Source organism: Pseudomonas sp. 22082 (genome assembly GCF_052046055.1).
In the GTDB taxonomy this organism is placed as follows: Bacteria; Pseudomonadota; Gammaproteobacteria; order Pseudomonadales; family Pseudomonadaceae; genus Aquipseudomonas; species Aquipseudomonas pharyngis.
This window is the reverse complement of sequence record NZ_JBQEQB010000001.1, coordinates 336,451-356,504: the sequence shown is the minus strand read 5'-3', so window position 1 is coordinate 356,504 and position 20,054 is coordinate 336,451. Positions and strand designations below refer to the sequence as shown.

At 62.0% G+C, this 20,054-nt stretch carries 18 protein-coding genes and 1 pseudogene; 6 read left to right on the top strand and 13 right to left on the bottom strand.

What is annotated here, in order from left to right; genetic code table 11:
• Positions 1-46: 46 nt before the first annotated feature.
• The 6 genes from ACTJK9_RS01720 to ACTJK9_RS01695 all read right to left on the bottom strand — a co-directional run bounded on the left by ACTJK9_RS01720 (position 47) and on the right by ACTJK9_RS01695 (position 5,237).
• Positions 47-847, bottom strand: coding sequence for a hypothetical protein (locus tag ACTJK9_RS01720; protein WP_440811611.1), 801 nt, complete (start codon positions 845-847; stop codon positions 47-49).
• A 210-nt stretch (positions 848-1,057) separates the two neighbouring features.
• Entirely contained in the window at positions 1,058-1,825 is a 768-nt protein-coding gene (gene phnE / locus ACTJK9_RS01715; RefSeq protein WP_440811609.1) for a phosphonate ABC transporter, permease protein PhnE, read from the bottom strand.
• On the bottom strand, positions 1,822-2,649 hold the full coding sequence (locus ACTJK9_RS01710; protein WP_440811607.1) for a PhnE/PtxC family ABC transporter permease: 828 nt from the start codon (positions 2,647-2,649) through the stop codon (positions 1,822-1,824). Before ACTJK9_RS01710 ends, phnE begins: the two co-directional genes overlap by 4 nt.
• Entirely contained in the window at positions 2,643-3,440 is a 798-nt protein-coding gene (locus ACTJK9_RS01705; protein WP_440811605.1) for a phosphonate ABC transporter ATP-binding protein, read from the bottom strand. Before ACTJK9_RS01705 ends, ACTJK9_RS01710 begins: the two co-directional genes overlap by 7 nt.
• Complete coding sequence (locus ACTJK9_RS01700) at positions 3,437-4,288, bottom strand: putative selenate ABC transporter substrate-binding protein (RefSeq protein WP_440811603.1); 852 nt, start codon at positions 4,286-4,288, stop codon at positions 3,437-3,439. Before ACTJK9_RS01700 ends, ACTJK9_RS01705 begins: the two co-directional genes overlap by 4 nt.
• 109 nt (positions 4,289-4,397) lie before the next feature.
• A complete protein-coding gene (locus tag ACTJK9_RS01695; protein WP_440811600.1) occupies positions 4,398-5,237 on the bottom strand; it encodes a type 1 glutamine amidotransferase domain-containing protein in 840 nt (279 codons plus the stop codon).
• 101 nt (positions 5,238-5,338) lie between these two features.
• Here ACTJK9_RS01695 and ACTJK9_RS01690 point away from each other — a divergent pair, with 101 nt between their 5' ends.
• Positions 5,339-6,265: a LysR family transcriptional regulator gene (locus ACTJK9_RS01690; protein WP_440811597.1), complete on the top strand. Its 927-nt coding sequence runs from the start codon at positions 5,339-5,341 to the stop codon at positions 6,263-6,265.
• A 6-nt stretch (positions 6,266-6,271) separates the two neighbouring features.
• On the opposite strand, the gene ACTJK9_RS01685 is transcribed toward ACTJK9_RS01690, so the two are convergent.
• Positions 6,272-7,264 (bottom strand): zinc-binding dehydrogenase, encoded by a 993-nt coding sequence (locus ACTJK9_RS01685; protein WP_440811595.1) that lies wholly within the window; start codon positions 7,262-7,264, stop codon positions 6,272-6,274.
• 116 nt (positions 7,265-7,380) lie between these two features.
• Positions 7,381-8,277 (bottom strand): LysR substrate-binding domain-containing protein, encoded by an 897-nt coding sequence (locus ACTJK9_RS01680; RefSeq protein WP_440811593.1) that lies wholly within the window; start codon positions 8,275-8,277, stop codon positions 7,381-7,383.
• 164 nt (positions 8,278-8,441) lie between these two features.
• On the opposite strand from ACTJK9_RS01680, the gene ACTJK9_RS01675 reads away from it, so the two are divergent.
• Positions 8,442-9,191: an SDR family NAD(P)-dependent oxidoreductase gene (locus ACTJK9_RS01675; protein ID WP_440811590.1), complete on the top strand. Its 750-nt coding sequence runs from the start codon at positions 8,442-8,444 to the stop codon at positions 9,189-9,191.
• A gap of 6 nt (positions 9,192-9,197) precedes the next feature.
• Here the strand turns inward: ACTJK9_RS01675 and ACTJK9_RS01670 are convergent, their stop codons facing one another.
• Positions 9,198-9,869 carry a paraquat-inducible protein A gene (locus ACTJK9_RS01670; RefSeq protein WP_064381884.1) on the bottom strand — a complete coding sequence of 224 codons (672 nt, stop codon included), beginning with the start codon at positions 9,867-9,869 and terminating at the stop codon, positions 9,198-9,200.
• Entirely contained in the window at positions 9,866-10,462 is a 597-nt protein-coding gene (locus tag ACTJK9_RS01665) for a paraquat-inducible protein A (protein WP_011333863.1), read from the bottom strand. Before ACTJK9_RS01665 ends, ACTJK9_RS01670 begins: the two co-directional genes overlap by 4 nt.
• A gap of 157 nt (positions 10,463-10,619) precedes the next feature.
• Between ACTJK9_RS01665 and ACTJK9_RS01660 the strand changes: the two are divergent.
• Positions 10,620-10,811: pseudogene (locus ACTJK9_RS01660) on the top strand (hypothetical protein); the annotation flags it as partial.
• Between the two features lie 155 nt (positions 10,812-10,966).
• On the opposite strand, the gene gstA reads toward ACTJK9_RS01660, so the two are convergent.
• On the bottom strand, positions 10,967-11,581 hold the full coding sequence (gene gstA / locus ACTJK9_RS01655) for a glutathione transferase GstA (protein WP_440811588.1): 615 nt from the start codon (positions 11,579-11,581) through the stop codon (positions 10,967-10,969).
• Positions 11,582-11,689: 108 nt separating this feature from the next.
• On the opposite strand from gstA, the gene ACTJK9_RS01650 reads away from it, so the two are divergent.
• A complete protein-coding gene (locus tag ACTJK9_RS01650; protein ID WP_440811585.1) occupies positions 11,690-12,577 on the top strand; it encodes a transcriptional regulator GcvA in 888 nt (295 codons plus the stop codon).
• A 132-nt stretch (positions 12,578-12,709) separates the two neighbouring features.
• Positions 12,710-13,135 (top strand): cupin domain-containing protein, encoded by a 426-nt coding sequence (locus ACTJK9_RS01645; protein ID WP_440811582.1) that lies wholly within the window; start codon positions 12,710-12,712, stop codon positions 13,133-13,135.
• Between the two features lie 92 nt (positions 13,136-13,227).
• On the opposite strand, the gene ACTJK9_RS01640 is transcribed toward ACTJK9_RS01645, so the two are convergent.
• Positions 13,228-13,632: a response regulator transcription factor gene (locus ACTJK9_RS01640; protein WP_052266604.1), complete on the bottom strand. Its 405-nt coding sequence runs from the start codon at positions 13,630-13,632 to the stop codon at positions 13,228-13,230.
• Positions 13,629-14,621, bottom strand: coding sequence for a response regulator (locus tag ACTJK9_RS01635; RefSeq protein WP_064596008.1), 993 nt, complete (start codon positions 14,619-14,621; stop codon positions 13,629-13,631). The genes ACTJK9_RS01640 and ACTJK9_RS01635 overlap by 4 nt, the downstream gene beginning before the upstream one ends.
• A gap of 348 nt (positions 14,622-14,969) precedes the next feature.
• On the opposite strand from ACTJK9_RS01635, the gene ACTJK9_RS01630 reads away from it, so the two are divergent.
• A complete protein-coding gene (locus ACTJK9_RS01630; protein ID WP_440811854.1) occupies positions 14,970-20,024 on the top strand; it encodes a trifunctional serine/threonine-protein kinase/ATP-binding protein/sensor histidine kinase in 5,055 nt (1,684 codons plus the stop codon).
• Positions 20,025-20,054 lie beyond the last annotated feature (30 nt).

Here is a 20,054-nt window from a genome sequence, read left to right as displayed (position 1 = left end):
ATCCTTTGGAGATAAATTCGTCCCCTGTTTTTCCACACATAACTATTCAGTTTGTTATGACTACCCCTGTGCTGAAAGCTGGAATATTTACATCTGGTTCAATGTACCCGCCGGAGAATAGTAAAGAGTGATCCTTGTCTCCAACTCCTAACCCCCAAGCTAATAGCTCTAAACCTTTTACACTAGGAACAAAGCCTATCCCATCCTCTCGAATATCTGGCATGAATGTTTTCATATGATTAGCTCCGCCGTATTCAAAGTTTTCTAAGAGACCATATTGGTAGAGGCCGAATAGCGTATGTGAGAACATTCGATCAATATTTTCAAGCTCTTTTGTTGAAAACTCCATCGCTGATATGAACGTATTCATTGGCATGAAAAGTTTTATCTTTGATCGAACTTCGGAGGCAGAGATTTCACTAGGGCCTTTATAGTGATCGATAAATGCTTTGTATAAAATGTAGTGTGCTCTAATTTGATAGGTCGAAAGGCTGTCTAATAATTTTGCTATGCTTGCTCCTCGATCGTCTCGTCCCGTTTCTGATTTTGATGAAGCGAGTATCCCACCGAAGTATTCGATGCTCAAGTCGTCTTCGTTGAATGAAGCGTCCCCTAGAATCGTATTAAGCAACTTTGGAGGAATCTGTCCTTTTTGTCTTGCCTTTTCTCCAAGTTTGCTTTCTCCTTTTTTGAAGATTTTCCCAATGTTCTCGACTCTGCTTTTGGTTATCTCCTTAAGAGTGTCGCCTAAGTAAGAAGCGGTTGGGCCTAAGAGCTTTTCTAATCCATCTTTGCCTATGTAGGCTGCAATTGCACCGCCACCAATTATTGAGATAGGATCTGGCATATTTTGGGGTCTCTAATCGAAGCTGTTATAGGGCAAAATATAGTTTGGTTCGAATGCTGATTTTACATCAAGATTTCTGCGTATACATTCTGTAATGCGAGGTTTTCCGAAGATGGTTAGCGTCGGGTTACAGCGTGCTTTTTTCGATTGCGACCACTTCAGATTTGCATCAACTGTCCTACTTGATAGGAGGAATACTCTAAAAAACAACTACGCCTTAACCCACCGCCCCCGCCCCCAACCACTCAACCAATCCACCCCCCACACCAAAATCAGCATAGCCAATATCACCGTCCCCGCCTGCGCCTCCTGAAACAAACTCAAGCTCACATACAACATCTGCCCCAACCCCCCAGCCCCGACAAACCCCAGCACGCTGGCCATCCGAATATTGTTCTCCCACCGATACAAACAGTACGCCAGCAACTGCGGCGCCAGGTTCGGCAGCGTGCCGTAGCAGAACGCCAAAACCGGATTCCCCCCTTGCAACCGAATCGCATCCGCCGGTTCCGGCGGTGTGTTCTCCAGCGCCTCAGCAAACAACCGCCCCAATACGCCCGTGGTGTGCAGGGCCAGCGCAAGTGTCCCGGCATTCGGCCCAAGCCCAGCCGCCAGCACCATCAACGCAGCCCAGACCAGTTCTGGAATCGCGCGCAGTGCATTGAGCACCAGACGAGCAGCACTCTGAAAAAGCCAGCCAAATCGGCCAGCGGCGGGGAGCGCCAACAACAGGCCCAGCACAGCGGCGAGCAGGGTGCCGAGGGCCGACATGGCGAGGGTTTCCATCGATCCGCGCAGGATGGCTGTCAGGTAGTCAGCGCTAAGGTCCGGGCTGAGAAAGCGCGCCACATACAGGCCCATCTGTTTCAGGCTGGTGGCGCTGCCCAGTTCTTCAAGGTCAAGGCCCAGGTAGGCAAACGACGCGATAACGGCCGCAACAATGGCGAGGATCAGCACCGAATTGATCAGGCGTTTCATGCCAGCCTCCAGCGCAGCAGGCGGCTGAGTTGGTCGGCGCCGAGGACGAGGAGGAGGAAGGTGAGGAGCATGCTGGCGACTTCGCCGCCGGCGAACATGCGGATCGACAGGTCGATCTGTTGGCCGAGGCCGCCGGCGCCGACGAAGCCCATGACCACCGAGGCGCGGATGGCGCATTCCCAGCGGTAGACGGTGTAGGAGAGCAGTTCCGCTGCGACATTGGGCAGTACGCCGTAGGCGAAACTGGCGAGGCGGCCGCTGCCGGCCTGGAGCAGGGCGTGGGCCGGGCGTTGGTCGGTGGATTCGTAGATTTCGGCGTAGACCTTGCCGAGCATGCCGCTGTAGGTGATGGCGATGGCCAGCACGCCCGCCGCCGGGCCGAGGCCGACGGCGCGCACGAACAGCAGCGCCCAGACGATTTCCGGCACGCTGCGCAGGAAGATCAGCAGCCCGCGCACCGGCCAGCGCAGCAGTCGGCCCAACAGGCTCGGGCGGCCGCTGCGGGAGGCGGCGGTCAGCGACAGGGCGCGGCTGGCGAGCAGGCTGGCCGGCACCGCCAACAGCAGCGCCAGGGCCATGCCGGCGGTGGCGATGGCCAGGGTTTGCAGGGTGGCCTTGAGGAGTAATTGCAGAAACTCGCGGTCATGGGCCGGTGGCCAGAACATCGACACGAAGCGGCCCATTTCACTCTGGCTGTCGGCGTGAAACAGCACGCCCAGATTCAGTTCGCTGAGCTGGATACCGGGCCAGAGCAAGGCAATCGCCAGTCCGGTCAGCAGCAACCGTGGCAGCGCGGCGGGGTCGCGGGTGTCGGCGCTCAGCATCGCGGAATCTGCACAATCAGCGGGGGGACGGCGGGCGCCGGGGATTGCAGTTGTTCGTTGGCGTAGAGGGTGTCGAGCATGTCGCGGCTGACTTGCGCGGACGGGCAGTCGAACAGGATCCGCCCCTCGCGCAAACCGATGATTCGCGGGAAGTGCGCCAGCGCCAGTTCCACCGCGTGCAGGCTCGCCACCAGCGTGACGTTGTGCTCGCGAGCATGGCGCGACAGGATCGACAGCGTGTGCCCGGCCAGCACCGGGTCCATCGCCGAGACCGGCTCATCCGCCAGCAACACCTCCGGCGCCTGATACAGCACGCGAGCAATGCCGACCCGCTGCAATTGCCCGCCGGACAGTTGCTGGCACTGGCTGAAGAGTTTGTCGGCCAGATCCAGTTTTGCCAGGGCGGCGCGGGCGCCGGGCACGTCGAGCGGGTGCAGCAGATTGATCAGGCTTTTGCCCAGGCTCCATTGGCCGAGTTTGCCGGCCAGCACCGCCGTCACCACCCGTTGCCGGGGCGGCAGCGGCGGCGCCTGATGCACCAGACCGATGCGCGCACGCAGGCGTTGCCGTTGGCGGGCGGACAAGTGCCAGGCGCGCTCGCCCAGCACTTCGATGTCGCCGCTGCTGGGCCGAATGGCGGTTGCCAGCATATTCAGCAGGCTGGATTTGCCAGCACCGGACGGGCCGATGATCGCCACCTGTTCGCCGGCCTCAATCTGCAAATCGACGCCGCGCAGGGCTTCCACGCCATTGGTGTGGTGCAGAAAAGCCTGTTTGAGGCGCAGCGTCATTTCAGCAAGTCGGCGGCGCGGGCGGCTTCCTCGATGCCTTTGTAATTGTCCGGGCTGGTTTCGATGAAGCGGCTGGCGGCTTGCAGGTCGAGGATTTTCTTGTGCTCGGGGTTGGCCGGGTCGAGGTCGAGGAAGGCTTTTTTGATCTTCGCCGCCAGCGCCGGATCGAGGGTGCCGCGCACGGTCCAGTTGTAATCGAAGTAGGCCGGGGTGGTGGCGAAGACCTTGACCTTGTTGGTGTCGACCTTGCCGGCGTCTACCAGTTTCTGCCAGACGCTGGCGTTCAGCACACCGGCGTCGACCTTGCCGGCCTGCACCCAGGCGACGGTGGCGTCGTGGGCGCCGGAGTAGCCGACGCGGCTGAAATAGCTTTCCGGTTTGATGCCGTCCTTGAGCATGAAATAGCGCGGCATCAGGCTGCCGGAGGTGGACGACACGGAGCCGAAGGCGAAGGTCTTGCCCTTGAGGTCGGCAAGGCTTTTGACGTTCGGGTCGGCGGTGATGAATTTGCTGGTGAACTGCGCGTCTTGCTCACGCTGCACCAGCGGAATGGCGTTGCCGGTTTTCAGCCGCGCCTGAACGAAGGTGAAGCCACCGAGCCAGGCCAGATCGAGACGGTTGGTGGCCAACGCTTCGACCACTGCCGGGTAGTCGGCCACCGGCACAAACTCGACTTTCATGTTCAGTTGCTTCTCCAGATAAGACCCCAGCGGCTCGAACTTGCGCAGCAGCTCGGTCGGGGCTTCATCGGGAATCGCGCTGACCTTCAACACCTCCGCGGCTTGCGCCAGCACGGCGGACAGGGACAGGGCCAAACCAGCGGTCAGTGCCAGGGTTCGCTTGAGCATGGAATTCTCCGTTTCGTGGGCATCAAGGTCGATGCACCCGTCGATGGGCAATCATCGTCGGGTGCAACGTCAGGTTAGACGAAACGGTGAAAGTGCGAGGGCGCCGAGATCACTTCAAGCGGTCAACGAGGGTCTTGCCCACGGCCAGGGCCGACGCCGGGTTCTGTCCGGTGACCAGTTCGCGATCAACCACTATGTGGCTGGCCCACGGCGCCGTGTTACTGCTGAAAACACCGCCAGCCTTTTCCAGTGCCGTCTGCGGATAGAACTTCATCGCACCGCCGTTCAACAGGCCTTTGGCGATTTCTTCTTCCTGATTGCTGATGACCGTGAATGTGTAGCCGGCATACGTCCAGTTGTTTGCCGTCGTGGTTTTGCCGGTTTCCAGTTGGCGGGTGAATGCGGTCGGATCCGTCAGGGTCGACAGCAGTGCAATCGGGCCGTGGCACACCAGCGCTGTGGTTTTGCCTGTTCGATGGAAGTTGTTCAGCAGTTTGCCCAGCGCCTGGCTGTGCAGCAGATCCTGCATCGGTGCGTGGCCACCCGGAATGTAGACGGCATCGAAATGCTCGTAACCGACTTGCTCGACCCGCGACAGGCTGATGACCGGCGATTCACCGGGCGAGGTGATCTTCAGTTTTTCCAGCAGCGCCTTGTGGGTCTGCAGGGCTGCCACGTCATTGTTGAAATACATCTTGTCGTCGGAGGAGCGATCCAGCGTCGGCGCCTTGCCGGTCGGGGTGGCGAAGGTCACGGTGTGGCCGGCATCGAGCAGCAGCTTGACCGGTTGCATCAGTTCGTTGAGGTAGAAACCGGTGCTGAAGACCTTGCCGTCCTTCAGATCGAGATGGTCGGAGTCCGACAGCACCACCAGTACATTGGCCGCCTGGGCGTTCAACGCGGCAACGGAGAGAGACAAGGCGAAAGCAAGACGTGTAATTGAGCGCATGGCGATTCCAGAAGATGAAGGAAAGTGCGGCTCACTGTATTGATGCTCATGGCGGCGATAAACTCGCGCCACAGCAAAGCATTTGTTCTCTGGAGATCAAGATGAGTCGCCGATTCGATTATCTGGCCGACGTCGAAGTGTTCGTCACGGTGGTGGAGAAGGGTTCGCTGAGCGCCGGTGCAGTGTTTCTCGCAACCACGCCGTCGGTGGTCAGCCGGGCGATTTCGCGGCTGGAGGCGCGCCTGGGTGTGCAGTTGCTGCGGCGCACCACGCGGCGTTTGAGTCTGACTGATGCCGGGGTGTTGTATCTGGAGCAGTCGCGGGCGGCATTCGGCCTGATCGACGACGCCGAGCGCACGATTCAGGGACAGGACGGCGAACTCAGCGGCCGCGTGCGCCTCAGCGTGCCGACGACTTACGGCCACTATCGTTTGCCGGCCATGCTCGCCCGTTTCACCCGGCAGCATCCGCAAGTGCGCGTTGAGTTGAGCATCAGCAATCGCAACGTCGATCTGGTGGCCGAAGGGTTCGACCTGGCTATTCGGCTGGGCGCGTTGCCGGACAGCGGGCTGATCGGTCGCAAGCTGGAGGACGCGGGTTTATGTGTGGTGGCCGCGCCGGATTATCTGCGACGGGCCGGAACACCGCAGAGCGTCGACGATTTGCAGCGGCATGCGTGCCTGCCGTTCGTGATGCCCAGCACCGGGCGCGTCGGGCCGTGGCTGTTCCGTGAGCAGGGCGAAGACCGCGAATGGTTGCCCAGCGCCAATATTCAGGTGTCCGGCGATGTGCTGGGAATTGTGTCGCTGGCGGAGCAGGGGCTGGGCATCTGCCAGACCTATGACTTCATCGTCCGCGAGCGGATCGAAAGCGGGCGACTGGTGCGCCTGCTTGAACAGTCGGGCGGGCGCTCCCGACCGTTCTCGGTGATCTACCCGCCGCACCGGCAGCTGTCGGCTTCGGCGCGGGCGCTGATTGATTGTTTGACCCGGGAGGTCAGTCAAGGCACTGGGGAAGGCCTCGACTGACGCGATTCAAACGACGGGCAGACGCGTCACCCATTTCCCGCCACCCGCGCCGTCCTTCAGGGCGCGCAAGGCCTGGGGCAATTCATCGAAGTCAAACATCTGCAGCGCCGGGCCGATCAGGCTGCCGTCCAGCAAGGCTTGCAGCAGGTGCTCGCCGTTGCGGCGCAAGGTCTGGCGATCGTGCAGGCTGGCGTGGACGTGGAAGCTGTTCAATGCCACTTCATGCAGCGAAATCGCGCTGGTGAAGGCCGGCAGCGGCGCGCTTTCCTGACGATCCTGAATGCACACCAGATGGCCGTTGTAGCCCAGCAGGTCGGCCATTTTCGCCGCGTGAGCGCCGCTGACCGTGTCGAATACGGCGTGCAAACGACGTTCGCCGAGGCTGGCTGCGAGTGCGCTTTGCCAGTCCGGTTCGCGGTAATCGAATACGCCGACTGCGCCCAGGGCCTTGAGCTTTGCATGATGCGCGCCGGACGCGGTCGCCCAGACCCGCCATCCGCGTTGTACCGCCAGTTGCACCAGCAGCAGGCCGACCGCGCCGCCGGCGCCGATCACCAGCACATCGGCCGCGCCATTCGCGGGGACTTTTTCCACGGCTTGCCACGCGGTCAGTCCGGGGCAGGGCAGTGACGCCGCCGCGGCATCATCGAGCGCGGCGGGCACCGACAGCACGGTGGCGGCGTCGAGCAGGCAGTACTCGGCGAAGCTGCCATCGTTCGCCAGTGATTGGTGATACGCCACGCGACTGCCGGGTTGTAGTGTCACGCCGGCGCCGGCCGCGACCACCACGCCCATGCCGTCGACACCCGGCACTCGGCCGGTGCTCCAGGCGGGATGGCCCCACTCGATGATCTTCCAGTCCACCGGGTTCAAGGCGATGGCGCGGTTGGCCACCAGCACTTGCCCGGGGCCGGGTTGCCGGAGAGGTTTGCGGGTCAGTGTCAGGCCATCCAGCCCTTGGCCGGACGTCCACGCCCAGGCAGCGTAGTCGGTTTGCATTGTGCGTTTTCCCATGACAGTCAATGGCCGCCAGTATCGGTGGCAACGGGCATGAGAAGAACCGGCCCTGGGTCAAAGGTGTTTTGCGTAAAAGTCAGCAATGCTTCCGCAGTACGTCAATCGACCTGCGCAAACCGCTCCACCAGCCAATCAATGAACACCCGCACCCGGTTGCTCAAATGCCGGTTCGGCGGATACAGCACATGAAACGGATAGGCCGGTGGACGCCAGTCCTCGAGGATCGGCACCAGTTCGCCGCGCTCGATGGCCGTTCTGACCGTGTAGCTGAAGGTGTGGATGATCCCCAGCCCGGCGAGCCCGGCCGCCAGGTGCGCGTTGCTCTCGTTGACGCTGATCAGGCCTTTGCCTTCGATCTGGTGGCGCTCGCCGTTGCGCTGGAAGTTCGACGGCAGGATGCGCCCGGTGGAGGCCGAGCGGTAGGCAATCAGCTGATGGCTGGCCAGGTCGAGCGGGTGGCTCGGGGTGCCGTGGCGTTGCAGATAATCGGGCGTGGCGCAGGTGGTCCAGGACACTTCGCCGAGGCGGCGCACCGCGAGGGTTTGTTCGGTCAGTTGGCCGCCGCGAATCACGCAGTCCACCCGCTCACTGATCAGGTCCACCGGGCGGTCGCTGACGCCCAGATCAACCTGGATATCCGGATAGCGTTCGAAGAACTTCGGCAGTTCGGGGATCACCAGCATCGTCGCGGTCGAGCCGCCGATGTCCACGCGAATCCTGCCGCGCGGCAGGCCTTGCGCCTGGCTGAAACCCTGATCGATGTCGTCCAGTTGATGCAGCAGTTGTTGGGTCAATTGGTAGTAGGAGGCGCCGTCAGCGGTGACGGTGAGGCGGCGGGTGGTGCGTTGCAGCAGGCGCACGCCGAGGTGGTTTTCCAGTTGGCCGATCAGTTTGCTGACCGTGGTTTTCGGCAGGTTCAGCGAATCGGCGGCTTTGGTGAAAGAACCGCTTTCCACGACGCGGGCGAAGGTGCGGATCGCCATTAACTGGTTCATCGATTCGGGCTCGGTGGGGTAGATGCGGTTGAGTATTGTGCATGTCTGTGCACAAACAAAACCGATTTTGCGGATTTTTCAATTCAATCGATCGGCCTAAAGTCGCTTCCAACGGCTCACCTACGACCCGTCACCTACCTCGAAACGGTTACTGGAGATTCATCATGAGCAACAGACTTGAAGGCAAAATCGCACTGATCACTGGCGGCACCACCGGCATCGGCCTGGCCTCGGCGCAGGAATTCGTCGCCCAAGGCGCCACGGTATTCATCACCGGCCGCCGTCAGGCCGAACTGGACAAAGCGGTCGCCGCCATCGGCCCGCGTGCCATCGGCATCCAGGGCGATGTGGCGAAGCTGGAGGATCTGGATCGCATCTACAGCGAGATCGCCGCGAAGGCCGGGCACCTCGACATCCTGTTCGCCAACGCCGGCGGCGGGGACATGCTGCCGCTGGGCGCGATCACCGAAGAACACTTCGACCGGATTTTCGACGCCAACGTGAAGGGCACGCTGTTTACCGTGCAGAAGGCCTTGCCGCTGCTGCGCGATGGCGCCTCGATTCTGCTGACCTCGTCGACCACCTCGGTGCAGGGCACGGAGAACTTCAGCGTCTACAGCGCGAGTAAAGCGGCGGTGCGCAACTTCGCCCGCTCATGGTTGCTGGACCTGAAACCACGGCGCATCCGCGTCAACGCCATCAGCCCTGGCCCGGTGCGCACGCCAGGTCTGGCAGGGCTGGTGCCGGCGGAACACACCCAGGGGCTGTTCGATCAACTGGCGTCTATCGTGCCGATCGGGCGTCTGGGCGAGCCGAGCGAGATTGCCAAGGCTGCGCTGTTCCTGGCCTCGGATGACAGCAGCTTCGTCAACGGCATCGAGTTGTTCGTCGACGGTGGCACCGCGCAGATCTGATCTGATTTAAACCGCTTGATGCCCCGGCACTTGTTCAGTCGAGTGCCGGGGTTTTTCCGTTTCTTCGTCCGGCGCGTTGTCCCAGATCAGGCGCGGGTCGAAACTCATGGCCGAGAGCATGGTGAACACGACCACCAGGCCGAAAAACAGAATCCCTACGCGCGGCTCGATATCCCCCAGCGCCTGGAATTTCACCAGCGCCGCCACCAACGCGACCACCAGCACATCGAGCATCGACCAATAGCCGATCAGCTCGACGAAGCGGTACAGCTTCGAACGCTCCTTGCGCGCCCAGTGGCTGTCCCGTTGCACGGTGACCAGCAGCAAGGTCAGCGCCACGAATTTCACCCCCGGCACGGCGATGCTGGCGACGAAGATGATGACGGCGATGTCCCACGCACCGTGTTCCCAGAACTCCAGCACGCCGCTCATGATGGTGCTGTCGGCGCCACTGCCGAGCAGGGTGGTGTTCATCACCGGCAGCAGATTGGCCGGCACGTAAAACGCCAGCGCGGCGAACATGTAGGCCCAGGTGCGGGTCAGCGAGTTGGTCTTGCGCCGGTGCAGCGGCGCATCGCAGCGCGGGCATTGGTGCGGTTCGCCGGTCATGTCGCAGGCCAGCCCGCAGCTGTGGCACAGGCACAGGTTAAGTTCGCTGGCAGTCGGTGGCCGTTTCATAGGATGTCCCACAGTTCGCGCACGTCGCGCCCGGCGATGCGGATCAGCAACAGGCTGAGCACGGCCAGCGCAAACAGGCCGATGCCGGGAATGACGTCGAGCATGCCCGCCAGTTTGAACACCGCCACCATCGCACCAAGCAAACACACTTCGAGCATGCTCCACGGCCGCAGTGTTTCCAGCCAGCGCATGCACAGCTTGAACCCCGGTGAACGGCGCGAGGCGAGGGCGAAGCTCAAGACCCAAATCAACAAAACCAGTTGAAAGGCCGGGGCGATGATGATCGAGATCGCCGCGACCATCGCCATGAAGGTGATCGGCCCCTGACTCAGGGCCAACACTGAATCCCACAGGGTCGCGCTGTTCTTCAGGCCTTTCATGCTGATGCTCATCACCGGGTAGAAATTGGCGAACAGCCACAGCATCGCCGCGGTGAAGCTCAGGGCCAGCCGTTGCTCCACGCTCAGGTTGTTGTAGCGCTGGAGCACGGCGCCGCAACGCACGCAGAGGGTCTTCTGGTGTTTGGCCAGCACGACTTTTTCGTACACGCAGTCGCAATGCTCGCAGATGATCAGTTGATCGGTGCTGGCCATGGGGCGCTCGACGGAAGGAGGGCTTGAACCCCTTCACTATAGAAGCGCTGGGGCATTCGGCAACCGGGGTGCCATTCGTCCAATGCCGGGCACTAACCACCACTCACTCGTTTCACACCTTCAGGTACGAACATTGCGCACCAGAACGGAGAACCCCATGGACATTGATGAAAATGCACCCGGCAACCTGTCACAACAGGCTGTGACGCGCACCACCGACAACGAAACCGGCCATGATCCGCGCAAAGACGAGTCGCCAGTCCCCTTGCCGCCGGACGATGAAGCACCGCTGGAAGAAGACATGAGCGATGTGGCGGCCAACGATTCAGTGGGATCCGAGCATCCGCAGGACGGCAACGGCTCGGGAAGCGCCGACGCCAACCCGCCGAGCACCGCCAAGGATGATGAGGACCGAGAAGCGCGGGGCCTGCCGGCAAGTGATCCGGAGTCCGGTGCCTGACTGCGCGCCGGCTCATTTAAGGGCGTTCAGCGCAATCGGTCGTGTCAGAGCACCGGTTGCGTGGCTTCCTCTGCCGCGATGGCAGCCCGCACACTGGGCCGCTCGGCGATGCGCGACATGTAGCTCGCCAGCGCTGGCCAGTCTTCGATAGCGATACTGAATGTCGGCAACCACTTCAGCACGGTGAACAGATAGGCATCCGCTACGCTGAAGGCCTGCATCAGAAACGGCTGGGTGGCGAGGATGCGGTTCAGGTAATCCAGTCGCTTGAACAGTTTGTGTTTGAAGATGGTTTTGGTGGTTTCCGGAATTTCGCTGCTGAACAACGGCGCGCTGCCGCCATGAATTTCCGAGCTGATGAAGTTCAGGTACTCCTGCAAACGCGAGCGCTCCCAGCTGCCATTGGCCGGGGCCAGCGCATGACCGGGCACGAGGTCGGCGAGGTATTGCAGAATGGCCGGCCCCTCGGTCAGCACTTCACCGTTGTCCAGCATCAGCGCGGCCACGTAACCCTTGGGGTTGATCTGGCGAAAGTCCCGGCCGTCGGCGGTTTGCTTGGTCTGGTTGTTGACCCGGATCAGTTCGAACGGCAGGTTCAGTTCGCGCAATACGATGTGCGGCGCCAGTGAACAGGTCATTGGGGCGAAGTACAGTTTCATGAGAGCTCCTTGCAAATGGAGCCTCAGAATCCGCCATCGCCGCTCGACTTCGCAAAGGACAAATCCGGTGCTAGCGTATGACAAATTCTCATGGACTGAAGAGGTCATATGCTGTCCCGACTGCCATCGCTCAACGGATTGCGCGCCTTCGAATGTGCCGCCCGGCACATGAGCTTCACCCGCGCCGCCGAAGAACTGAACGTCACGCAAACTGCGATCAGCCATCAGATCCGTCGCCTCGAGGATGAACTCGGCGTGCGTCTGTTCATGCGTTTGAAGGACGGTTTGGCGTTGACCGAGGAGGGCAATGCCTACTTGCCCGGCATTCGTTCGGCGTTTCTTGAATTGCGCTACTCGACTGAAAAGCTGCTGGAGTCGAGCAACAACAGCGTCCTGACCATCAGCACTTTGGTGTCGGTGGCGTCCAAATGGCTGTTGCCGCGTCTGCCATCGTTTCGCGAGGCGCATCCGCAGATTGATGTGCGGATCAGTGCTTCCACCGAGTGGGTGGACTTTCGCAAGGGCGGCATCGATGCGGCGATCCGCTACGGCGACGGGAACTGGCCGGGGCTGCGGGCCGACTGGTTGATGTCCGACGAGATCTTTCCGGTGTGCAGCCCGCGCTTGCTGACCGGCGACAAACCGTTGAATACGCCGGTGGACCTGGCCCATCACCCTTTGCTGCAAGTCAGCGGCGTGACCGCCAATGACTGGAACGACTGGCTGCATGCGGCAGGCCAGCCACCGCTGACGGCCAAAGGCCCGCGATTGACCTTCGACCTGGCGATGATGGCGGTGCAGGCGGCAATTGACGGGCAGGGCGTGTGCATCGGTCGCTCGACCTATGTCGATGACGATCTGCGCGCGGGCAGGCTGGTGGCGCCGTTTGATCTGCGCTTGAAATCCGCTTCCGGCTTCTACCTCGTCACGCCCCATGAAAATGCCGAGTCGAAAAAGATCGTGGCATTCAGGCAATGGCTGTCAGACGTGCTGTGAGTTGTATGCGCGTGTATCAATCCCGCCGCCGTACACAATCGGGTAACAAACCCCGACCTCAGAACACATCCCGAGTACATGCCCCGCTCAAAGTAGTGGCCAACACATCACTACTTCCAAGAGGACAACACCATGCGCCGCACACTTCTGATGACCGCTGCCGCCGTACTCGTTTCGCTGACCGGCCTCGCCCACGCGGCTGACACCCCATCTGCCGCCCCGGCGAAGAACTGGCAACAAGGCCTGAGCCGTACCGATCTGGTCCGACAGGACCTGGGTGCTGCGGATCGCGAGGTGATCCAGGCTCGCGTCGATTTCGAACCGGGCGTCACGTCGCCCAACCATGCGCATCCCGGTGTGGAAGTGGCTTACGTGATCAGCGGCACCTTCGAGTACCGGCTCGAAGGCCAGGCGCCGGTGACGCTCAAGGCGGGGGATTCGCTGTTCATCCCGGCGGGCGTGGCGCATATCGCCAAGAACATTGGCAACGAGAAGGGCTCCGAACTGGCGACTTACATCGTCAAGAAGGGCGAGCCACTGCTGATTCTCAAGCAGTAACGCTCCGCGAAAACGAAGAAGGCCTGCCGGTTTGGCAGGCCTTCTTGCATCTGGCGTGCAGCCAAAGTCGTGGGACGCGGCGAACGACCGTTTCAACTGTCGTTTTCGAGTGCCGACTCCACGGCCCTGAGCAGCACATCACCGGAGAACGGCTTGCCCAGGCAGGCGAAGGCATTGTAGCGACGGGTCTCGGCCAGGGCGGCGTCGTCCCAATGGGCGGACATGCAAATGACCGGGAATTTCCTGTCTCGGGACGCCAGCGCCTGCATCACCTCGATCCCTGACAAACCGTGCATTTTCAGGTCCAGCAACAGGCACGCAATGTCCTCGAAATGTTCCTGCGCCAGGAAATCCTCGCCACCGCTGTATAACCGCGCGTGGTAACCGGCGGAGCGCAGCAGGTTGGCGAGGCTTTTACGTACGGAAGCATCGTCGTCGACGATGCAGACGATAACCGCGCTGACGGTGAGCGCGGGCGTGTCGGTGTCCTGACTCATGAAGGGTTCTGCACGCCGGACGGTGGCGGCGCGCTGATCAGGCCATACAGCTCGACGAGCCCGACGAGCGAGCGCGTCTGCATTTTCACCATGATGTGTTTGCGATGAACCTTGGCCGTCACTTCACTGGTGCCCAGCCTGTTGGCGATGTGCTTGTTGGACAGACCCGCAACGATCAACGGCAACACTTCACGCTCCCGTGGCGTCAGCAGGGCGGCTCGCTGGCGCACGCTCTGGACCCGCTGCCACTGCTGGAAATCAACCGCTGCGCGTTGGCGGGTCGCTTGCAGGATGGCCAGCAACTGGTCGTCGTCGAACGGCTTGGTCAGAAACTCGACGGCGCCCGCTTTCATCGCTTGTACCGACATCGGGATGGTGCCGTAACCGGTCATGAAAATGACCGGCCATGGATGTCCTCGCTCGCCGAGCGTCGACTGCAGCTGCAGACCGGTCGCCTCCGGCAGGCTGACGTCGAGCAACAGGCAGGCCGGCCCGGCCTCGAGGTCAGCGCCAAGCAGCTCTTCAGCCGAATTGAAGATCCGGTGGGGCACGCCTTCGGCCCGCAGCAGACGGCTGAGTGACGTGCGCACGGAAGCCTCGTCGTCCACGATGAACACCGGCACGCTGTCCGGATCAATCGCAGGCTGAACCTCTGTTGCAGGGACGCTCGCAGCGACCGGGTGGAACGGGGGCAGGGAAGGGGCACTGTCTTTCAATAATCGGTAACCTCGGCGCGGGACCGTCTGGATGATCTCATTCTCTCCAAATAACTTGCGCAGCGATGAGATCTGCACTTGAAGATTGTTTTCCTCGACGACGGTATCGGGCCAGACCTGGGTGAGCAATTCATCTTTGCTGACGATCCGGCCATCGGCCTGCATCAGCACCGACAGCAGTTCGAATGCCCGTCCTCCCACGCGAAGCGGCCGTCCGTCAAGAAAGGCTTCACGCCGCTCCAGGGAAATAGTCGCTTGGCCGAGTCGGATCATACGGTTCTCTGCGTGGTGTCGAGTGAGTGGCACAGGGCGCCGGTTCATCAGGACGACACGCTAGGCGACGACCTCGCACAATGCAATTATCCCGAGGGATAAGGCCGGTGGTTTTTCAATCTCTGCAACCGGTCGGGACGGGCGCTCGACGGCCATGATGGTGCCGGATGCGGACATGGGCATCACCACGAAACCTCTGCGCCAGAGCCTTGCGTATACTCCTGCGCCAGGCCTGAAACGAATAATGAGCGGTGACAGCGAATGCCCGGCAGACTTTCCTCCTCTCCAGCCCTCTGCAACCCGGATGTCGTGCCGGATGACGCCTGGCTGGAGGGCTGTGCATTCGAGCTGCTGCGCCGGGAAAACGACCTGACCTGGTTCACCATCCACGATCCTCGGTCGGACTTCCGCTGGCTGGCCGCCCGCGCACCGATCCAGCGTCCTGACGTGGGCAAGCGTCTGGAACGGGACTTTCATCTGCGCCCGGATTCAGCCTGGGCGATCCGTCCCGTCGCCTTCATCCGTTCGGCAGAAGGGCCGTTGCTGGTCTACCCCGAGACGGGCGTGGCCCTGTCTGATCTGCTCGGTCAGCCTGGCCTGCCGCCGGGCCGCTTGCTTGCCATCGCGGTCGCCGCGGCCCATGCGCTGGTCAATGCCGGGAGGGCCGGCACACGACAGTCCAATCTGTTGCCCTGGCACTTGCGGGTGGGCGCCGATGATTCGGTGAGCCTTCTGGGTTATCACACCGACGAGCAGGCGGGCGCCGTCGCCGAGCTTCCTGCGCTGGAGCACTGGCCCTATCTGGCCCCCGAGCAGGTTCGGCGCGATGGCGCCGGTTTCGATGAGCGCAGCAATGTCTACGCGCTGTCGAGCATTCTTTATCACGCCTTGACCGGCCAGCCGCCCCTGACGGCGCGCGACCCTTCGCACTGGCGGCATGTGCATGCCGCGGTCCAGCCGGCATCGCCGGCCGTGCATGTCGCCGACCTGCCGGAAGGCCTCTGTCGCGTGTTGCTCAAAGGCCTGGCCAAGGAGCCGGGTGCTCGCTATCAAAGCATGGAGTCGATGGCCACTGACCTTGTCTGGTGCCGTCAGCAATGGCTGGAGCATGGCCATGTGAAGGCTTTCAGGCTGGGCACCTTCGATGCACTGCCATCCATTGCTGACGACCCGGTGCTGTTTGGTCGGGAGGCGGAGCGCGCACAACTGCTCGAGCAGATCAGCCAGGTGCGCAGCGACGGTATCGCCCGCGTGCTGTGGGTGGGCGGTACACCGGGGGCGGGCAAGTCAACCCTGATCCATCAGGGCGTGCGGCCGTTGGTTCCCGGCTATTGGGCCAGCGGCAAGATCAACCTGTTGCAGCAGGAAATCCCCAATGCGCCTCTGGCGGAAATCTTTCGCTCGCTGATGACTCAGTTGCTGGGCAAACCCGCACTGGAACTGCAAACCCTCGGCGCGCAACTGATTGAACGGCTCAAGGGGCGCGGCAGGATCCTGGTGGATCTGGCCCCCGAGGCCGAACTGGTGATCGGTGCCACGCCGGAATTACCCAACATGCCCGCCCGGCACGCACTTGAGCGGCTCAATCGCACGTTGCTCGATGCGCTCGAGGTGTTTGCTCAGCCCGGGCGGCCGCTGGTGCTTTTCGTGGATGACGTGCAGTGGGCGGACGATTCGACGCTTGCGTTTCTGCGCGCTTTCTTCGCCCGGCCACCGCGGCATCTGGTACTGATCCTGGCGTACCGGGACAGCGGGTCGAAGGCCTTTGCGCGGGAGGACGCCATACTCGACGTGCTGCGCGGCGAACAGGCATTGCCCGGTATTCACATCACGCTGGGCGCCTTGTCGGTGTCCGCCGTCGCGCAACTGCTGGCCGCAGAACTGGACACCGATCCCACCAGCATTGAAGTGCTCGCCCAGGTCGTGCATTTGAAAACGGCCGGCAATCCGCTGTTCGTCAGTCAGGTGTTGCGGGCGCTGATCGATGAGCGTCTGGTGCGTTTCGACGCGGCGGCGGATCGCTGGGTCTGGAACCAGAGCGACGTGGACAGCTATCGCTATGCCGACAACGTCGCCGAGTTGATGGTGCAGCGACTGGACCGTCTGACACTGACCGAACGAGACGTCCTGCGCACGGCGGGTTACATCGGCGGTCGCTGTGACGAGTCGCTGCTGGGCCGGTTGTTGCCGTTTGATTCGGTGCAACTGGCGCGTGATGTACAAAGTCTGGTCGAGGGGGGATTGCTGCTGCGCGCCGGCGCGCAACTGGTGTTCGGCCACGACCGGGTGCTCGAGGCGGCCTGTCAGCTGCCTTCGCCGGTGGGGCGTGGCAGTGAGCATGCGCGCATCGCCGCTGCCATGCTGGACCTGTGGGGCGAACAGGCCCATGAGCGCGTGTTCGAGGTTGCCGGTCAGATCCAGCGTGTCGACGATGCTGCACTGATGGAGCCGCAGCGCGCCGCGTTTATTGATGTCCTGGTCGAGGCTGCCGAGCGCGCGAGGGATTCGGCCGCCGTGCAACTGGCGGCGGATTATCTGCAGACGGCCGAACGCCTCCTTGGTCAGAGCGGCTGGACCCACCTCTATCCGCAAGCGTTCGCCAGCACGTGGCTCGCTGCCGAGTGCGCGATGCTGCTGGCGGATCTGGCGGGGGCCCAGGGACGTCTCGATGATTGCCTGAACCACGCGCTCACGGACGCGGACCGCGCGAAAACCTATCGCTTGCGTGCCACGTTGCGCACGCTGCACTCCGACTATGAAGGGGCGATCACCGAGGCTTTGACCGGCCTGGCGCTGCTGGGCATCACCTTGCAACGCAAACCTCCCGTGGACCATCTGACCCGGGCCTTTGCGCAGGTGCGCGACCTGATCGGCACGCGAGCGATCGCCGATCTGGTTCATTTGCCCAAGGCTGAGGATGCGCAGATCGAGGCGGCCATGGAGCTGCTCGGCACATTGATTCCTTCGTTCTTCGTCGATGACGATCTCCGCTTGCTGCACCTGGCGAAAATGGTCGAACTCACGCTCGAGCACGGCACTACGCCAAGCAGTGGCTACGGATTTGCATGGTTTGGCGTGATGATCGCCGAGCGTTTCGGCGAATACGTGGACGGACTGGCATTTGCGCAAGTCGCCCTGAAACTGACTGACCTGCATGGCTATGAGGCCGGCCGCACAGGCACCCTGGTGGCGCTCGATCAGGTCAGCCCATGGACCCGGCCGATGGCGTATGCCCGGCAGACAGCGCTCGCGGCGTTCGAGTGCGGTCAGGCCGGGGGTGACCTGGGCATGTCCTGCTATGCCTGCAATCACATCGTTTCCGACCTGCTGTTCATGGGCGAACCCTTGCAAAAGGTGCTGGACGAACTGGAGCACGGACTGGCCTGGGTGAGGCAGTTCAATTACGTCGATATCGAACGCATTTTGCTGGCGCAGCAGGCGTTCGCCATCGACCTGCGTGACGGTCGCCCCGTGCGGCCGCTGTCTGAACTGGAGGGCGTGGAACACGACCGTTTCGGCCCCATTGATCGCGCCAGTGTTTCGCAGTCGACGTTGTTCCTGTCGTGGCTGTATTCCGGCATGTCGGCCTTTTATGCAGGTGATGCGCTGTATGCCTGGCGGCGTTTCGAAGACGCTGCGACGGTGGCCTGGTCCATTCCGGCGCATATCAATCTTGCCGATTACCATCTCTTTCGCAGCCTCGCACTGGCCAGTGCGCAAGTGCCGGGTGACGTTCAGCGAAAGCTGCAAATGCTTGAGCAGCAACGCCAGCGATTTCTTGCATGGGCCGCGCTCAATCCGGCGACGTTCCGCAACAAACTGCTGTTGATCGAGGGCGTGATCGCGCGCTTGCGCGGTCAGGATCTGATTGCCATCCGTTGCTTCGATCAATCGCAGATCGCAGCGGCCGCCGCCGGTTTCGTTCACGAACAGGCACTGGCGCACGAGCAACTGGCCGACGTCTGCATGTCCAATGAGCTGGTCTCGGGGGCTCATCACCACCTGCGTTTTGCCCGGGATTGCTACGACCTCTGGGGGGCGAGCGCCAAGGCGCGGCAACTGGAAAACCGCCATCCGTTTCTGCGCACGGAACCCGCTTCGCAACCTTCACAACCGATCAACCGGGGCCGGCTGGATCTGGAGGCGGGTATCGAGGCCGCGCGGGCACTGTCCCAGGAGGTCTTGCTGGATCGGCTGGTCGAGACCTTGATGAACCACCTGATGGTTCAGGCCGGGGCTGACCAAGGCGTGCTGATGATGGTCGCTGAAGGCGACCTGCGCCTGGCGGCCGCCGCGTCGATGGAAGCCGGCAATCTGCTGATTGCGCTGGACAGCGATCAGGCGCTTGAAGCGCTGGCGCCTGCGTCGGTGCTCAATGCAACGATGCGTACCCGTGCGCCCCTGATGCTCGACGATGTGCGGGTCGATTGCCCGGAAGCCTATGGCGCCGATCTGCGTCGGCGGCAGACCCGCTCGATGTTGTGCCTGCCGCTGCTCAGACAAGGCACGTTGATTGGTCTGGTCTATCTGGAAAACAGCCTGGTACCCGGCCTGTTCAATGCCGAACGGCTGACCATGCTGGAAATTCTTGCCTCGCAGGCAGCGGTGTCGCTTGAGACCGCCCGGCTGTATGCGCAATTGGTGGAAGACAACCGCCTGCGGGCGCAGATGGAAGCGGATCTGCGCAGCTCCCGCGCCGAACTGGCGCGCAACTCGCACCTCAAGGTCATGGGCGAACTTTCAGCCTCCATCGCCCACGAGATCAGTCAGCCGCTGCTTGGCATTCAATCCAATGCCTCGGCCAGCCTGCGCTGGCTCAAGCGTGAAAAGCCCGATCTGGACGAGGCGATTCAGGGCCTGGAAGACATTCGTTCGGACAGCACGCGGGCCGCCGACATTGTCCAGGCGTTGCGCGCACTGGCCAGGCAGGCGCCGCTCAAGCGCTTGCCGGTGCAGATCGACGAGTTGGTGAGTGGTGTCGTTCAACTGACAGCGACCGAACTGGCCAACCGCAACGTTGCCCTGCACACCCGACTCGAAGCGCAATGTCAGGTGTGGGTCGACTCGGTGCAGATCCAGCAGGTGGTGTACAACCTGATCACCAATGCGATGGAGGCGATCGCCGGCGCCGGGGTGCCGGATGGGCGCATCGTCATCAGCTCCACCGTCAGGGACGGCCATGTGCGGGTGACGTTCCAGGACAACGGGCCGGGGATTGGCGTGCCTCAGCGCGAGCAGGTATTCGATGCCTTTTACACCACCAAGGGCAGCGGGATGGGAATGGGCCTGGCCATCTGCAGGTCGGTGATCGGCGCACATGGCGGGACGTTGCTGATCGAGGACAGCGAGCAGGGTGCCCGACTCAGTTTCGACCTGCCGCTGGAACCGGCTGGCGCCGAATAAAAAAAGGCCGCATCAGCGGCCAAAGGGGAG

Excerpts from the sequence above, each read along its gene's own strand:
- gstA (WP_440811588.1), bottom strand. The coding sequence starts at position 11,581 with ATGAAACTGTACTTCGCCCCAATGACCTGTTCACTGGCGCCGCACATC.
- ACTJK9_RS01635 (WP_064596008.1), bottom strand. The coding sequence starts at position 14,621 with ATGATCCGACTCGGCCAAGCGACTATTTCCCTGGAGCGGCGTGAAGCC.
- ACTJK9_RS01690 (WP_440811597.1), top strand. The coding sequence starts at position 5,339 with ATGAGTCGCCGATTCGATTATCTGGCCGACGTCGAAGTGTTCGTCACG.
- ACTJK9_RS01675 (WP_440811590.1), top strand. The coding sequence starts at position 8,442 with ATGAGCAACAGACTTGAAGGCAAAATCGCACTGATCACTGGCGGCACC.
- ACTJK9_RS01665 (WP_011333863.1), bottom strand. The coding sequence starts at position 10,462 with ATGGCCAGCACCGATCAACTGATCATCTGCGAGCATTGCGACTGCGTG.
- ACTJK9_RS01645 (WP_440811582.1), top strand. The coding sequence starts at position 12,710 with ATGCGCCGCACACTTCTGATGACCGCTGCCGCCGTACTCGTTTCGCTG.
- ACTJK9_RS01720 (WP_440811611.1), bottom strand. The coding sequence starts at position 847 with ATGCCAGATCCTATCTCAATAATTGGTGGCGGTGCAATTGCAGCCTAC.
- ACTJK9_RS01640 (WP_052266604.1), bottom strand. The coding sequence starts at position 13,632 with ATGAGTCAGGACACCGACACGCCCGCGCTCACCGTCAGCGCGGTTATC.
- ACTJK9_RS01650 (WP_440811585.1), top strand. The coding sequence starts at position 11,690 with ATGCTGTCCCGACTGCCATCGCTCAACGGATTGCGCGCCTTCGAATGT.
- ACTJK9_RS01705 (WP_440811605.1), bottom strand. The coding sequence starts at position 3,440 with ATGACGCTGCGCCTCAAACAGGCTTTTCTGCACCACACCAATGGCGTG.
- ACTJK9_RS01685 (WP_440811595.1), bottom strand. The coding sequence starts at position 7,264 with ATGCAAACCGACTACGCTGCCTGGGCGTGGACGTCCGGCCAAGGGCTG.
- ACTJK9_RS01680 (WP_440811593.1), bottom strand. The coding sequence starts at position 8,277 with ATGAACCAGTTAATGGCGATCCGCACCTTCGCCCGCGTCGTGGAAAGC.
- phnE (WP_440811609.1), bottom strand. The coding sequence starts at position 1,825 with ATGAAACGCCTGATCAATTCGGTGCTGATCCTCGCCATTGTTGCGGCC.
- ACTJK9_RS01700 (WP_440811603.1), bottom strand. The coding sequence starts at position 4,288 with ATGCTCAAGCGAACCCTGGCACTGACCGCTGGTTTGGCCCTGTCCCTG.
- ACTJK9_RS01670 (WP_064381884.1), bottom strand. The coding sequence starts at position 9,869 with ATGAAACGGCCACCGACTGCCAGCGAACTTAACCTGTGCCTGTGCCAC.
- ACTJK9_RS01710 (WP_440811607.1), bottom strand. The coding sequence starts at position 2,649 with ATGCTGAGCGCCGACACCCGCGACCCCGCCGCGCTGCCACGGTTGCTG.
- ACTJK9_RS01695 (WP_440811600.1), bottom strand. The coding sequence starts at position 5,237 with ATGCGCTCAATTACACGTCTTGCTTTCGCCTTGTCTCTCTCCGTTGCC.